The following is a 13,899-nucleotide window of genomic DNA, read 5'->3' as shown; positions in this document are numbered from 1 at the left end:
CGTCAGGCAGCTTGGCCGAGCTTGATCACCCGAGGCTCGGCCAACTTCTCATGGAGGTCGGCGATTGGGACGGGCTTCGAGAAGAAGTAGCCCTGCAGCTCGGTGACATGGAGCTTCTGCAGGATATCCATCTGAACCCGGGTCTCGACACCCTCGGCCACGACGGTCTTTCCGAGCTCCCTGGCTAGCGAAACGATCGCCTTCACGATCGCCATCGACTCCGGAGTCTGGCCAAGCTTGTCGACGAAGGACTTGTCGATCTTGAGCTTGTGGAAAGGGATGCCGTGGAGCCGCGAGAGCGAGCTGTGGCCGGTCCCGAAATCGTCGAGAGCCAGGCGCACGCCCATCGCGCATAGGCTGGAAATAGCTTCGCGGGTCGCCGGCGTATCGCTCATCATCAGAGACTCGGTGATCTCGCACTCAAGACGCTCGGGCGGTAGGCCAGAAGTCCGCAGCGCGCTGAGGACAGCGCCGACCACATCGCCGCGCTTGAACTGGATTGGTGAGAGGTTGACGGCCACTCGTGTGCCCTGAGGCCAGCTCATCGCATCCTTGCAGGCTTTGGCCAGCACCCATTCGCCGATAGCGACGATCAGGCCGGTATCCTCGGCGATCGGGATGAACTGAGCCGGAGATATCAGGCCCTTGTCCGGATGCCGCCAGCGCAGAAGCGCCTCGCAGGCGAGGATACGCCCGCTGGAGGCATCCACGAGGGGTTGGTAGTGCAGCTCGAAGGCTCCAGACGCGACGGCGACCCGCAGGTCCATCTCGATCTCTCGGCGGCGCTGGGCATCGGCATCCATTTGCGGCTCGAAACGAGCATACTGGCCGCGTCCGGCGTTCTTGGCATGGTACAGCGCCATGTCCGAGCTGCGGATCAGATCGTCAGCCGTTTCGCCGTCTCCAGGCCAGGACGCGATGCCGATGCTGGCGCCGACGACAAGGTGATGACCGTCGATCGCATAGGACTCGCTGATGGCGTCGATCAGGCGCTTCGCCAGCTGCTCCGGCGAGCTTCCGCTCTTGGTCTTCAGCACGACGAACTCGTCACCGCCGAAGCGCGCCACCATGTCGCCATGTGCAGCTTCGTGCAGGCGCTTCGCTACCTCGATCAGCAGCTTGTCGCCCATCGGATGACCGAGGCTGTCGTTGATCTCCTTGAAGCCGTCCAGGTCGACATAGAGCACGGCCACGTCCCCGCCGAGACCCTTGCTCGCGTTCGAGAGAACCCGCTGGATCTCGTCGCGGAAGCGGAAGCGGTTGGGAAGGCCTGTCAGCGAGCAGTAGTGGGCGAGGTGCTTGATCTCCCGCTCGGCCGCGCGCCGCTCGGAAATGTCGTCCACCACGACCACAGCACCGCCTTCGGCGCGCAGAGAGACGCGGAACTCGAAGATGCTGCCATCTGCAGTCAGAAGCTCGACCGGCGTCTGGCGGCCGCCTTCGAGGCGATCGCGTAGCTCCAGGCCGAAGCGACGGAGATCTTCGGTGCTTGCCTGCGTCGCCCCGCCGATGGCCTCCACAAAGCCGCCGATGGTCGCTCCGCTGGCAAGGTTCATCGTTGGGAAATAGCAGCGCAGGCCGGCATTGATGACGACGACGCGGCCCGAGACGTCGAACATGCACAGGCCGCCCTTCATGGTGTTCAATGCATCGTCGAAGCGCGTCTTCTCGCGCTTGTGGAGCGCTGCGAGCTTCTGAACAGCCTGCGTCTGAACGAGGGCCCTGCGGAGGCCTGCATAGAGGGTCTTCGTGGTCGACGAGACTGCAGCGAAGAAGAGGAGGATCATGCCGGACACGCCGAGCAAATAGGGCTCGCCGCTGCTCAGCAATGAAATTGCCAGCGGGCCGCAGCAGAGCAGCACCTGTCCGCTCACGATCAAGGGACGCGCGCTGTTGCGGCCGGCGATGGCGCCGGCGCAGCCGACGGCCACCACACTGCCGTAGAGGAGCGTGATCAGGTCGTTCCCTTCGTAGACGCCGAGGGCGCTCGTGACACCGAGCGCAAGCATGAACGTCCACGCGCCGGCCGCGTAGCGCAGTTCCCAGGCCGCGATCTCGCGGAGGCGCATATCATCGCCACGCGGTTGCGACCGGTACCAGAACAGGATGACCGTCCGGAACGCGCAGGTCCCGAAGATCGCGGCGGTTGCCCAAAGAAAGATCGGGTCGCCGGAGCGGAGCCAGGACACCAGGCCGACGGCGCTGCCGCAGACCATCCCGGCGACGAAGCTCGCATAGGTGCCGTACAGCGCATCGATGAGCTGGGCATAGACCGCCTGCGGGAGCTTCTCTCGACGGGCGGCCCGGACAAACAGGTTCAAACTGAAAGCCGACATAGGACCTCACATGTAGAAGTCCTTCGTCGCACAAATTCCTTCAAAAGGGTAAAGGATCGAGTTTCAAATTCTAAGGATCGACGGCGAGTTTCCTGACCTGCGTGGAAACAATCCTTCGCATGTGGCGCACATCGACATCCCTCGCGCCGAAGCATCCTTCAGCCCAGATATCGACGACGCGGCGCAGCTCGTCATAGGTGATCTGCCACCGCTCCTGACGATCGTCGCGGTCTTTCAAAAGCGTCCGATAGATCGCGGTTGATGTCTCAGAATTACCGAGAATTTCGAGAAGCTTAGCGGTGCCCGCACCCCTCTCGGCGAGGTAGTCGACGACACCGCGTTCGAACATCTCCTCGGCCGTGTACGGGCGGCCGTGGAAGAGGATTTCTTCGGCCTCTGAGGAGCCCAATCGACGGCTCAAAAATGTCGTGCCTCCCATGCCCGGGAACAGGTTGAAGGTGATCTCCGGCAGACCGAGACGCACCCCTTTCTCGGCCAGAAGAAAGTTGTGGGCGAGCGCTGCTTCGAAGCCACCGCCGAGCGCGTCGCCCTCCACCAGAGCGAAGGTAATGACCGGATGACCGAATCCGGCCCAGACATCGTGGATGATCTTGATCGCCCATCGGGCATAATCGAACAGGACCTTGCGGTCCTGGCTGGCGATGGCGTCGGAGAAATAGCCGAGATCCCCGCCCATGTTGAACATGCCGGGGATGGACGAGCCAATTGCGACGTATCGGAGTTGGTCGCCGAGGCCGGCTGCATAGAGCGCGCGCACGGAATCCCCCAGGCAGAGGAGGTCGTTCATGATCCCGGGCGTGAAGCTCGGGACGCTGTCCGCCCGCCAGCGGACGATCAGCGCCTTGGACTCCGGGATAAACTCGGAGGTCATGAGCTTGAAGGACCAGTTCGGAAAGTCTTCCGCCCGGTTGGTCTCATAGTCGACGCGGAATTCCACGAATCTCTCCTCGAAGAAGGCCTTCGAGGAGTAACACGCGGGCGCAAACCATCAAGAATTGACAGCCAAGTCCTTTCGTGGACCGGCCTAGGCAGTCACTTTCCGAATCTTCGGAGGCAAGCTCATGTCGGCCGGCAGCGAACCCATTCTTACATGCGGAGACCACCAGAAAATGCCGCTACGGCGGACCTTGAAATGGCCCGTAACGTACGCGGCGGTCATTTCCCGAACAGATCCGCCTGGCCTAGAGGCCATCCGCTGTCGCGCAGCATTCAGTTTGATCCGGATTTCGTTGTAGCCGGAGAGCGGCGGTTTGTTCTTCTTGGCGCGCTGCTTGTTCAGCTTCTCGGGTGCGTCGACACGATTCACTTCGACGGCGTTGCGGCAGTTCAGGAGGATGAGCGTGGGCAGAATGGCGAGGTTGAAGAGCCGTCGAGCCTCCGCAGCCTGGCGTTCCCGGATCGCCTCGACCTGATCGGAGCCCATCATCCTCTTCTGGCTCAAGCTCATCCGCGCGAGATCGGGGTGAGGCCGCCATCGGAAGCGCACCTGCAGATTATGGTAGCACCGCCCTTCCAGCGGGCTCTTTGCGATCAATGACAGGTGTTCCTGCATTTTGCCGCTGATCGCCTCGGGGCGCTCGGACGAAAAGGGATTGGGCGCGCTGCCGTCCGGGAGCTCGACGTCGGCAAGGTCGAAGACGCCTTGCGCCGGCGAGAGCTCGACCACCGTCTTCTCCTCGTATTGCTGCGCCATGATGTAGTCGACGAGCAGGTGGTCGCCGAGGTCCTCAATCAGGAAGCCGCTTCGAATGAGCCTCGTAGCGGTGTGAGGCGGACGGATGTTGGTCGAGCCTAGGCCCGCCATCGAGCGCTTCAGATCCTCGTTCGAGAATTCGATGAAGACCCGCGGAAACGGGAGTTTGGCGAAGGGGAGCGCAGACAGGAGCGACGAAGGCTTGCTGAGCGCGACATTCGCGGCGAGCGCCATTGCATTGCTGTCGAGAACGTAGACGAAGGCATTTTCCAGGCGGGCCTTGACCGGTTCGAAAGCCTCCTGGGCCCGGTAGCCATCCTCATAGGTGAAATCCAGCTGCTGCTCACGCAGCATGTCGACGAGCATTGACCACCTCACTAACCGCCGGGGTTTTAGCGCAGGCCGACCAGGTCAGTAAACCGGTAGCCAGTTCTGGGTTGCGTCGAGCGTGGATAGCCTGTGCGGGAAGGAGATCGGGATGCTGTCACGTCATCATACGCACTGGGCCGTCGCCGATGAACGGCTCGAAATGCTCGATTTCGAGCGGCTGCACGTCATGGTGGAGCTCTCGGAGCCCATCAGCCGCGCCGAGGGAACAAGGCTGGTCACGCTGGCGCAGGCATCTGGATGGGCTGAGATGGACGGTCTGATCGCCGACGAAGGCGTCGACGTAGCGCAGGAGATGGAGGCTGCGCCCGGCCCCTCCGCTTATCTGGAGCGGGTCTCGCAGAGCCTCGAGGTCTATCGGGAGGCCTTCAGGCTGCGATCCGACACACGCCTGTTCGTGCTGGAGGAAATCTGCGGCCGCATCGAGAAGGCTTACAAGGCCGGGCGGGAGGAGAGGTTGGGTGAAGCGCTCGCTCGCCGGCCTGGAGGTCCTTGATGCGACGGCGGTCGCCTTCGTCTGCTCCGCAGGCAGGCCCGGCCATTGGCCGATGGCCGGGCCTTCAACTCAGGCGGCCGCAGCCGGCTGGAAGCCAGCGTCGAGGGCGGCCGGCCGGCCGAGATAGTACCCTTGCGCTTCGTCGCAGCCCTCGGCCTCCAAAAGCTGTAGCTGACGATGGGTCTCGACACCTTCGGCCAGGACCGGGATATCGAGGCTCTTCCCGAGTGCGAGCACAGCTCTGACGATTGCCTTCGCCTGTGCGCTTCCCTCGACCTCGCTCATGAAGGATCGGTCGAGCTTGATCTTGTCGAAAGGGAAGGTGCGCAGAGTGTCGAGCGACGAATATCCCGTACCAAAGTCGTCGATCGCGACCGTGACACCGAGTTTCCTGATCTGGCGTAGCAGATGGAGGGCTCGCTCCTTGTCGGCGATGATCGTCGATTCCGTGATTTCCAGCTCCAGCCGTCGCGGGTCCAGACCGCTTTCTTCCAGTACCTTGGACACGAGCTTAGAGAGGTCGCAGTGCGCGAACTGGACCGGGCTGAGATTGACCGCCACCCTGTAAGGGTGGTCCCATGAAACAGCGTCGCGGCAAGCGGTGCGGAGCACCCATTCACCGATCGAGAGAATGAGACCGGTTTCCTCCGCGATCGGTATGAATGTAGCAGGAGAAATCAAGCCCTTTTCGGGATGACGCCAGCGCAATAGCGCCTCATACCCGCCGGTTTCGCCGGTCGCGACCGACTTCTGGACCTGATAGTGCAGTTCGAGCTGGTCGAGCTGGATGGCTCGCGAGAGATCCTGGGAGATCGCCTGGCGTTCGCGGGCCGCCTGATCCATGCGCGGTTCATAGAAGCAGGCGGCGCGCGTCAGGTCCGCCTTCGCGCGATACATGGCAAGATCTGCATTGACGATCAGTTCGTCCTGGCTGGTGCCGTCCGAAGGATAGGTCGCGATACCCAAGCTCGCTCCGGCGATGGACTCGAAGTCGTCGATCCGTAGCGGCTCAAACAGCGACTTCTCCAGGCGGTCGACGAAATCGAGAAGCTGCACCTGTTCGGCATAGCCCTTGATTGCCAGAAACTCGTCCCCGCCGAGCCGGGCGACAAACTCGTTGTCCGAGGTGCAGGCACTCAGGCGCGCGCCGATGATGCGAAGGGCTTCGTCGCCTGCTTTGTGGCCGCGAAGATCATTGATCTCCTTGAAGCGGTTCAGATCGATCCCGATCACCGCCACGCGAGTGCCGGAGATCTTCGCGCGCTTGAGTTCCGCGTCCAGATGCTCGCGGCCCGCGACACGGTTCGGCAGCCCGGTGAGCGGATCGTTGAGGGCGAGATGCCGAAGTTTGGTGAACGCCTCGCGCGTCGTCTGCGTATCGATGAGATAGCTGACGACACCGGCGGCGACGATCAGCATACCGACGCCTGCAACCGCAATCGCCATGGCCTCAAGGACTTCTTGTGAAGACTCTGCGCTGAGCCCTAGCGGCGTCACCGAAACAGCGGTCATGCCGGTGAAGTGCAGCGAGACGACGGCGAGAACAAAGAGGCCGCAGGCGAGATACGGGGAGGACTTCGACCGGCGCCGTACCGCCTGGTTGAAAGCCGCTGCGGAGATGACCACAGCCAGAGTGATCGAGCCGAAAACGTAGTTGTGGTTCCAGGTTACGATGCCATCGACGTGGTAGGCCGCCATCCCTGTGTAGTGCATCGCAGCGATCGAGAAGCCAGCGGCGCAGCCACCGAGCTCCGCGGCGAACGGCATGCGGCGGAATAGCGAAACCCAGATTCCATAGGCCATGCCGGCGATCACCACGAGCAGGGAGACCATGGTGAGGATGGGGTCGAACGTGACCGGTGCGCCGACGTCATAGGCCAGCATCGCGACGAAATGCGTGCACCATACCGATGACCCACCCGCCATCGCGGCCAGGAAAGTCCACCCGGCGCGCTGAAGACCTTGCCGCTCCAGGGCCTGGGCGAAGAGCCTGAACGTCACAGTCGCGCCAGAGACGCAGACCAGTGCTGCCAGCACGACCAGCCATGGATTGTGTTCGCCGACGATGCACAGGATCACGCTCACGACATAACTCCAAGGAACGCAAAAACAGTTCTTCAATCGGCTATTCGAGAATCGCACGCTCTCTGGCAATCGCGGCTTCGGGCTTTCCCTGAGCGTGCCCGTGGATGAGGATGGCTTTCGACGGCAGATGATTAACGGAGTCTGAGGGATTAGATGAAACTCCGGTCAAGCGACCTCAAGCCATGAACCGAGGAAAGGCTGGTCGGGGGCCGCGAGGTCGGAGCGCTCCCAGACGAGCCGGCACGGCCAACTGCGCTATCCACCGAATCTGCAGGGGCAAGGATTGTGGGGCTCCAAAGGAATCGCAATTGTATTCCTTGAGGCGGGCGTTCCTCCCCTTGCCCGTTTCGTTCCCCTCGACTTAGCCGGCCATCATCCGATGGCCGGCTCTTTCGTTTTAGGGGCCAGATCGCCGGCCCTGTTGACAGTGTCGAGCGCTAGGCGTTCAATAACTCAAGCCGCTGAGGTGGATCCATGAGGGTCACACCGACGCCGCTCCAATCCATCCGCGTTGCGGGTGAGACGAGGATCGAGAATGACACGCAAGTTGAATCTTGTGCTGGCGCAGCTAAACCCGCGCGTCGGTGATCTTCGCAACAATGCGGACCGCGCAATCGAGGTGCTGAGGCAGCACCCGGACGCCGACGTGATCGTCTTCCCCGAGTGCTTCCTGACCGGCTACCCGATCGAGGACCTCGTTCTTCGGCCGGCCTTCCTCGCCGCGACCGAACGCGAGCTCGCCCGGGTGACCGAGGCCGTCGTTGCCGTCGGCGGGCCGGCCGTGGTGATGGGAGCGCCTGAAGAAGGCCCGGCACTCCCCTATAACGCCGCCTATTTCATCAGCCCCGACGGTTCCAAGAAGGTCGCTCGCAAGCGTGACCGTCCCAACGACGGGGTCTTCGACGAAGTCAGGAACTTCGCCTGCGGCGATTTCCGCCCTCCGATCAAATTCCGCGGCGTCCGCATTGGAATCGGGATCTGCGAAGAAATGTGGCACCCGTCGGTGGCCCAGGATCTCGCTGGCGAACTGGCCGACGTCCTGATCTTCATCAACGGCAGTCCTTACACCCGCGGCAAGCACCGCGATCAGCGGATGGCCCATGCCAAGGCCAGGGTTCGCGAAACAGGCCTGCCGCTCGTCTACCTGAACACGGTCGGCGGCCAGGACGAGCTCGTCTTCGACGGCGCGAGCTTCGTGCTCGACGAGAAGGGGCTGGTTCGCGCGCAGCTGCCTGCCTTCAAGGAATCCATCCAGACGATCTCGGTGCCGTTCGGCGACGAATTCCCTCACCAGGAACCCTACCCCGAGGACGAGGTCGCCGATTACCTCGCCTGCGTTTTGGGGCTGCGCGACTATGTCAACAAAAGCCGCTTCATGACCGTCGTTCTCGGGATGTCAGGTGGGATCGACTCCGCGTTGGTTGGAACCATGGCGGTGGATGCGCTCGGCGCCGATCGGGTGAAGGCTGTCACGCTGCCATCAACGATCACCGAGAAGGGCGACATCGCCGACGCGGTCGAGGTCTGCGCACGGCTCGGGATCGAACTTGCCACGGTCCCGATCGGCGAGCCGGTGGAGGCAATCTGCAGGATGCTCGGGATTGCCGGGCGCGTGCCGAACGTCACCGAGGAGAACATTCAAGCCCGGGTGCGGATGATCGCACTCATGGCTCATTCGAATGAGCATGGCCACATGCTCCTCTCCACAGGGAACAAATCGGAGGGATCAGTCGGCTACGCGACGCTGTACGGCGACATGGCAGGCGGCTTCAACCCTATCAAGGATATCTACAAAACGGACGTGTGGAGCCTGTCGCGCATGCGAAATGAGTTTCGTCCGGAAGGCGTGCTCGGACCCGATGCGCCAATCCCCCCGGCAATCATCGCGAAGGCGCCGAGTGCGAATTTGGCACTTGGTCAGACGGACGAGGCGAAGCTCGGTCCCTATGCGATCCTGGACGAGCTGCTTCGAGGCTTTGTCGACGAAGACATGGATTCGGTCTCGGCGCTTGCGCGGGCGAGGACCGCAATAGGGGCGGACGGCGATCCGCGGTTCCTAACAAACGATCACACTCGGTTCGTCGGTGCGCTGCTCCGACAGAGCGAGCACAAACGTCGCCAGTCGGCGCCAGGTCCGAAAGTCGGGCCAAGAGCGTTCGGACGCGACCGCCGGCTTCCGATCGTCAACGCGTTCGAGATGTGAGGACGAAATGGCTTTCACCGATCTCGCGACCCGGGTCTACAACCACAGCTTTAAGCTCGACCCAGTGGTTCGCTCGCTGCTCGACACCGACTTCTACAAGCTGCTCATGCTTCAGATGATCTGGCGACAGCATCGCGACGTGCCTGTCACCTTCGGGCTGATCAACCGCTCGAAGAGCGTGCGTCTGGCCGACGACATCGACGAGGCGGAGCTGCGCGCGCAGCTCGATCATGCGCGCACGCTGCGCTTCACGAAGGGCGAGCTGATCTATCTCGCCGGCAACACCTTCTACGGTGTGAAGCAGATCTTCGCTCCAGACTTCCTGGAGTGGCTGACCGACTTCCAGCTTCCGGAGTACCAGCTGGAGCACCGCGACGGGCAGTTCGAGTTGCGTTTCGCCGGCCGCTGGGTACACACGACGATGTGGGAGATCCCCGCGCTCTCCATCATCAACGAGCTGCGCGCCCGTCACGCGATGAAGGGGATGGGACGCTTCGAGCTCGATGTTCTCTATGCCCGCGCGAAGTCCCGCCTCTGGGACAAGGTAGAGCGCCTGAAGGCTCTCAAGAACGAGGGCTTGCTGAAGGTCGGTGATTTCGGAACCCGGCGCCGTCACGGGTATCTCTGGCAGCGCTGGTGCTGCGAGGCGCTGGCCGAAGGTCTCGGATCTTCATTCGTCGGCACCAGCAATGTCCATATCGCGATGCAGGCCGGGACCGAGGCGATCGGCACCAATGCCCACGAGCTGGCGATGGTCTACGCGGCCATGGCTGGCGAGGACGACGAAGGGGTGCGCCAGTCGCGCTACCAAGTCCTCGCCGACTGGGCGAAGATCTATTCCGGCAATCTTCTAGTGCTGCTGCCCGATGCCTACGGCACGACAGCCTTCCTCCGGGACGCGCCGGACTGGGTGGCGAAGTGGACGGGTGCCAGGCCGGACTCCAAGCCGCCGATCGAGGGCGGCGACGAGTTCATCCGTTGGTGGAGAGAGCGTGGGGAAGATCCTCGTGAAAAGCTGCTCATCCTGTCTGACGGCATGGATATCGACTCGATCGAGGAAAGCTTCCGCCACTTCTCGGGGCGCGTGCGCGTCAGTTACGGCTGGGGCACCAACCTGACCAACGACTTCCGCGGCTGCGCGCCGGCGGGAGGTGACGGCCTGAACCCGATCTCCCTGGTCTGCAAAGTCGTAGAGGCGGCCGGGCGGCCGGCGGTGAAGCTCTCCGACAACCTCGCGAAGGCGACGGGGCCAGCCGGTGAGGTCGAGCGTTACAAGGTGATCTTCGGGACGAAGGGGATGGCGGAATCCGCCGTCAGGGTGTGACGATGGCACAGATCAGCAACGATGATCGGGTCTGCCTGGCAGTCGTGGACAGCCAGGTCCTCCATTATGGGCATCTGCGGCTGCTTCTGCAGATGCGTGCAACGGCGAAGCGGTGCCTGGTCGGCATCGGTAGCGTCAAGAAGGCGGGTCAGGAAGGCCATCCCTTCAGCTTCGAAGAGCGGATGTCGATGATCGAGGCCATCTTCGGAGGGCCGCCGGAGAACACCGCTGGATTCCGCTTCATCCCGCTGGATGACATCGATGCCTCTGTCGATAACGACGACTGGTGCGCCTATGTCCTCGGGAAGATTCGCGGCCTCGGCCTGCCTGCTCCAACGGACTATTTCTCCGGCAGCCGGATCGACGCCAAATGGTACGAGCCCGCTTTCGCGCGTCTCTCTGACGGCAACAGCAGCAGGATGTTCGACTCGGCGCTGGCGACGATCTACGAGGACGTCGACAGCGGGAAGCGCATCCACATTGTCGACCGCGATAAATCCGGCCTGCCTCTCGGGCGGGAAATCAGAGCGCTCATCGAGCGGCGCGATGACGAGTGGCGGCGCTATGTTCCCGAGAGGCTGCACAGCTTCATAGACTGGAACTATCCACCGCACCTCCGGCAGGCTTTGCGCGGCGCAACGCCTCCCGACACCAAGCTGCCGGTGGGGACGCGCTTCAAGGCCGATGGCCTGGGCCGCGACGGCGAGGTGTTGGAACTGAAGGACGACGGCAAGTGGCGTCCGCTTTCGAGCCGCGATGAGAAGCGCGACTACGCGCGCTCGCGCCGCGGCGATCGTTGATGAGGAGATGGCTATGAACGCGATTGCGAACCCGATGATGACCGCGATCGAGGGCACCGCGCCTCTGGTCATGTCGGCTCTGGATCTGAGCCGCGGCAAGATCGGTCTCATCGTCGTCGACGAGGTGCATGGTTTCTGCACGCCCGGTCGAGGTCCGCTGGCGCCGGCGGTTCCGAACCCGCAGATCGAGCGGATGATCGAGGAGACCGACCTCCTCGCCCGCAGGATCGGTCCCAAGCTGGTCTTTCGGGACAGCCACACGGCTGAGCAGGACGAGAAACCGTACCCGCCTCACTGCCTGGTCGGTACGGGCGACGACATGCTCGTCAGCCGTCTCGAATGGCTCGAAAACGACCCAGAAACGCTGGTTATGCCCAAGGAGTGCATCAATGGGGTCATCGGCGGCATCAGGCCCGACGGCAGCAACATCGTGTTCGACTGGGCGAAGAGTTCTGGCGTTGATACGCTGGTGCTGGTCGGGATCTGCACCGACATCTGCGTTCTGACCGCCACCGTGAGCCTCCTGTCGGCGCGTACCCGCGGCTTCATCGGGAAGGTCGACCAGATCATCGTGCACGAGCCGGCCTGCGCGACCTACGACCTGCCGCTGTCGACGGCGACGGAGCTCGGCCTGCCCGCCAGTGCGGCGCACCCGCAAGATCTCTTCCACCAGATTGGGCTCCTGATCATGCAGAACCAGGGCGCCATCATCACCGATCGGGTGCTCTGATGGTCGTATCGGTCATCGCGGAGCGCGTTCCTTTCTGGAACCCGATTGCTGCCGCGCATCTTGCGGATGTGATCGCCGGCAGCGATCGAACAGTCATCCTGTTGAATGGAGCGGACCGGCCGATCTCCGCTCACCTGCAGCCTTTCACTGTCGACGTTCAGAAGGAGATGCTCACGCTTCTCTTCCCCCAGGAGGTCGCAGCCGGGATCGTTGCGATCCACGCAATCGACGACGAGCCGTACCTTGATGAAGCCCGGCTCCGGACTGTGGAAGAGGCGCTTGAAGCTGCCGCTGTCAAAGCGGGCGAGGCGCGTGCCGTTTGGTCGAGCGAGGCTGCGATGAACGAGGCGAGGGGTTTGCCGGCCTTCGTCTTCGATGAGGTGCGCCGCGTGGAGAGCATCGGGTCGACCGCCGACCTCTTCGGCGACCTCTCCCCAGCTCCGCTCCTCGTTCCCTTCCTGGATGATTGGCGTAGGTCAGATCCCTATAGGTACCTGCTAGGTGAGCACCAGGCCGCGGCGCGCTATCGTGCTGAGTGGGCGAATGCGCCCTACGAGCCGAGCTTCACCACCGCCGATGCACTCATCGAGCACGAAGACGACGTGCTCTGCATCATCCGAGATCGCTTTCCGTTCGAGGGCTATCCCGCCTTGCCTGGGGGGTTCCAGGATCCCCGCGAGCGCCTCAGGCGGACATCGCTCCGGGAGGCCGGCGAGGAGGCGTCCATGACCCCGGAGATGATGGTCGAGTTTCTCGTCGGCAACGCGGTCTTCGACGAGCCAGATCGTGATCCTCGCGGCCGCTTTGTCTCGCAGGTCTACCACTACCGGCTAAAGGGGCCGCGACCGCCGGCGAAAGCGGGATCCGATGCCCGGTCCGTTCTTTGGCTGCCGAAGCGCGAGATTGTGCCGTCGAACATGGCTTTCGACCACGGCTTCGCCGTTCGCGAGATGCTCCGGCTCTAGGCAGACTTTGGTTCCTCGCCGGCGGCCCGCTTGGCGTAGGCGAGGAACACCTCACGGGTGATAACCGCCTCTGCGGAAGCTCCTGGCGCTAGGGGCTCGGACTGCGCGATCACCGTGTCGATCGTATCGGTGATAGCGTCACGAATGCGCAGCCGGTTCTCGGGAGACAGATCCGCAAGGATGTAGCGCATCTCGCCCGCATGCGGTTCGAGCGAGGCTGACGGAACGATATCGTCGTTGCCGAGGATGAACTTCAGGGCGTGGTAGCTATCGCTGTAGTCACCGGATGGGTCGCAGCTGCCGAGTATGAGCATCTCCGCCGCGTTGCGCAGCTCGATCGACATCTCCTCGAACTGGGCCGGAAGCGTGGTTCGGCCAGCTTCGCGAGCCCGTTCCAGAACCCCAGCCACGGCGTCGGCCGGGTTGGAGACGTAGGTGGCCATCGTCTCGACCACAGCGCGGCTGTGATCGTTCGCAGCAGGCCAGGCTCCGAGGAACTGATGAAGGTTCTCCGCCGTGCGTGTCAGCACATGGCCATGGGTGATCCGCTTCCCGCCGCTCCAATGATGGAACGCGTAGAGGTAGGCCGGCATCGCTTGGGTCTCCGTGATGATGCGCCGACGCATGTGGGGCGCTTCGTCGAGTGTCTTTGCTGGAATGACCGAGAGGATGTCGGCGTCGCGGACTTCCCCCCGCGCGTGGGAGCGCCCTCCCCGCTGGGTCTCCCGCGCGGAGGCGATATAGGTGCTGGATTGGGTGGCAGAGACACGCGTTCCGACGACGACATTCAAGCACTGAAGGTCAAATTCATCGCAGCCGGTGCGGATCAGATCCGCGGGCGAAAAACGCTTCATCAAAC

Annotated in this window: 11 protein-coding genes; 6 read left to right on the top strand and 5 right to left on the bottom strand. The window is 62.9% G+C overall.

All coding sequences use genetic code 11. The features are described from left to right. Positions 1-2: 2 nt before the first annotated feature. From ACODTJ_RS19580 to ACODTJ_RS19570, 3 genes are all read right to left on the bottom strand, one after another. Positions 3-2,336 (bottom strand): putative bifunctional diguanylate cyclase/phosphodiesterase, encoded by a 2,334-nt coding sequence (locus ACODTJ_RS19580; RefSeq protein WP_488849648.1) that lies wholly within the window; start codon positions 2,334-2,336, stop codon positions 3-5. 70 nt (positions 2,337-2,406) lie between these two features. Next, on the bottom strand, positions 2,407-3,294 hold the full coding sequence (locus ACODTJ_RS19575; RefSeq protein ID WP_488849647.1) for a crotonase/enoyl-CoA hydratase family protein: 888 nt from the start codon (positions 3,292-3,294) through the stop codon (positions 2,407-2,409). An 87-nt stretch (positions 3,295-3,381) separates the two neighbouring features. Then, a complete protein-coding gene (locus tag ACODTJ_RS19570; protein ID WP_488849646.1) occupies positions 3,382-4,416 on the bottom strand; it encodes a hypothetical protein in 1,035 nt (344 codons plus the stop codon). Between the two features lie 112 nt (positions 4,417-4,528). On the opposite strand from ACODTJ_RS19570, the gene ACODTJ_RS19565 reads away from it, so the two are divergent. Next, complete coding sequence (locus ACODTJ_RS19565; protein ID WP_488849645.1) at positions 4,529-4,933, top strand: hypothetical protein; 405 nt, start codon at positions 4,529-4,531, stop codon at positions 4,931-4,933. A 69-nt stretch (positions 4,934-5,002) separates the two neighbouring features. Here the strand turns inward: ACODTJ_RS19565 and ACODTJ_RS19560 are convergent, their stop codons facing one another. Then, positions 5,003-7,018, bottom strand: a complete 2,016-nt coding sequence (locus ACODTJ_RS19560; protein ID WP_488849644.1) for a putative bifunctional diguanylate cyclase/phosphodiesterase — start codon at positions 7,016-7,018, stop codon at positions 5,003-5,005. A gap of 535 nt (positions 7,019-7,553) precedes the next feature. Between ACODTJ_RS19560 and ACODTJ_RS19555 the strand changes: the two genes are divergently transcribed. The 5 genes from ACODTJ_RS19555 to ACODTJ_RS19535 are packed head-to-tail and all read left to right on the top strand — an operon-like array spanning position 7,554 to position 13,040. Further along, on the top strand, positions 7,554-9,221 hold the full coding sequence (locus ACODTJ_RS19555) for an NAD+ synthase (RefSeq protein ID WP_488849643.1): 1,668 nt from the start codon (positions 7,554-7,556) through the stop codon (positions 9,219-9,221). Positions 9,222-9,228: 7 nt separating this feature from the next. Continuing rightward, positions 9,229-10,545 carry a nicotinate phosphoribosyltransferase gene (locus ACODTJ_RS19550; RefSeq protein ID WP_488849642.1) on the top strand — a complete coding sequence of 439 codons (1,317 nt, stop codon included), beginning with the start codon at positions 9,229-9,231 and terminating at the stop codon, positions 10,543-10,545. Positions 10,546-10,547: 2 nt separating this feature from the next. Next, on the top strand, positions 10,548-11,345 hold the full coding sequence (locus ACODTJ_RS19545) for a hypothetical protein (RefSeq protein ID WP_488849641.1): 798 nt from the start codon (positions 10,548-10,550) through the stop codon (positions 11,343-11,345). Between the two features lie 34 nt (positions 11,346-11,379). Next, positions 11,380-12,075 carry an isochorismatase family protein gene (locus tag ACODTJ_RS19540; protein WP_488849640.1) on the top strand — a complete coding sequence of 232 codons (696 nt, stop codon included), beginning with the start codon at positions 11,380-11,382 and terminating at the stop codon, positions 12,073-12,075. After that, a complete protein-coding gene (locus ACODTJ_RS19535) occupies positions 12,075-13,040 on the top strand; it encodes an NUDIX domain-containing protein (RefSeq protein ID WP_488849639.1) in 966 nt (321 codons plus the stop codon). Before ACODTJ_RS19540 ends, ACODTJ_RS19535 begins: the two co-directional genes overlap by 1 nt. Here the strand turns inward: ACODTJ_RS19535 and ACODTJ_RS19530 are convergent. Beyond that, complete coding sequence (locus ACODTJ_RS19530) at positions 13,037-13,894, bottom strand: hypothetical protein (protein WP_488849638.1); 858 nt, start codon at positions 13,892-13,894, stop codon at positions 13,037-13,039. The genes ACODTJ_RS19535 and ACODTJ_RS19530 overlap by 4 nt on opposite strands. Positions 13,895-13,899 lie beyond the last annotated feature (5 nt).

It is taken from the genome of Allobosea sp. FG18, from assembly GCF_057809495.1.
This window is presented reverse-complemented; position numbering and strand designations above follow the sequence as displayed.

Excerpts from the sequence above, each read along its gene's own strand:
- ACODTJ_RS19580 (WP_488849648.1), bottom strand. The coding sequence starts at position 2,336 with ATGTCGGCTTTCAGTTTGAACCTGTTTGTCCGGGCCGCCCGTCGAGAG.
- ACODTJ_RS19570 (WP_488849646.1), bottom strand. The coding sequence starts at position 4,416 with ATGCTCGTCGACATGCTGCGTGAGCAGCAGCTGGATTTCACCTATGAG.
- ACODTJ_RS19565 (WP_488849645.1), top strand. The coding sequence starts at position 4,529 with ATGCTGTCACGTCATCATACGCACTGGGCCGTCGCCGATGAACGGCTC.
- ACODTJ_RS19555 (WP_488849643.1), top strand. The coding sequence starts at position 7,554 with ATGACACGCAAGTTGAATCTTGTGCTGGCGCAGCTAAACCCGCGCGTC.
- ACODTJ_RS19550 (WP_488849642.1), top strand. The coding sequence starts at position 9,229 with ATGGCTTTCACCGATCTCGCGACCCGGGTCTACAACCACAGCTTTAAG.
- ACODTJ_RS19545 (WP_488849641.1), top strand. The coding sequence starts at position 10,548 with ATGGCACAGATCAGCAACGATGATCGGGTCTGCCTGGCAGTCGTGGAC.
- ACODTJ_RS19540 (WP_488849640.1), top strand. The coding sequence starts at position 11,380 with ATGATGACCGCGATCGAGGGCACCGCGCCTCTGGTCATGTCGGCTCTG.
- ACODTJ_RS19535 (WP_488849639.1), top strand. The coding sequence starts at position 12,075 with ATGGTCGTATCGGTCATCGCGGAGCGCGTTCCTTTCTGGAACCCGATT.
- ACODTJ_RS19530 (WP_488849638.1), bottom strand. The coding sequence starts at position 13,894 with ATGAAGCGTTTTTCGCCCGCGGATCTGATCCGCACCGGCTGCGATGAA.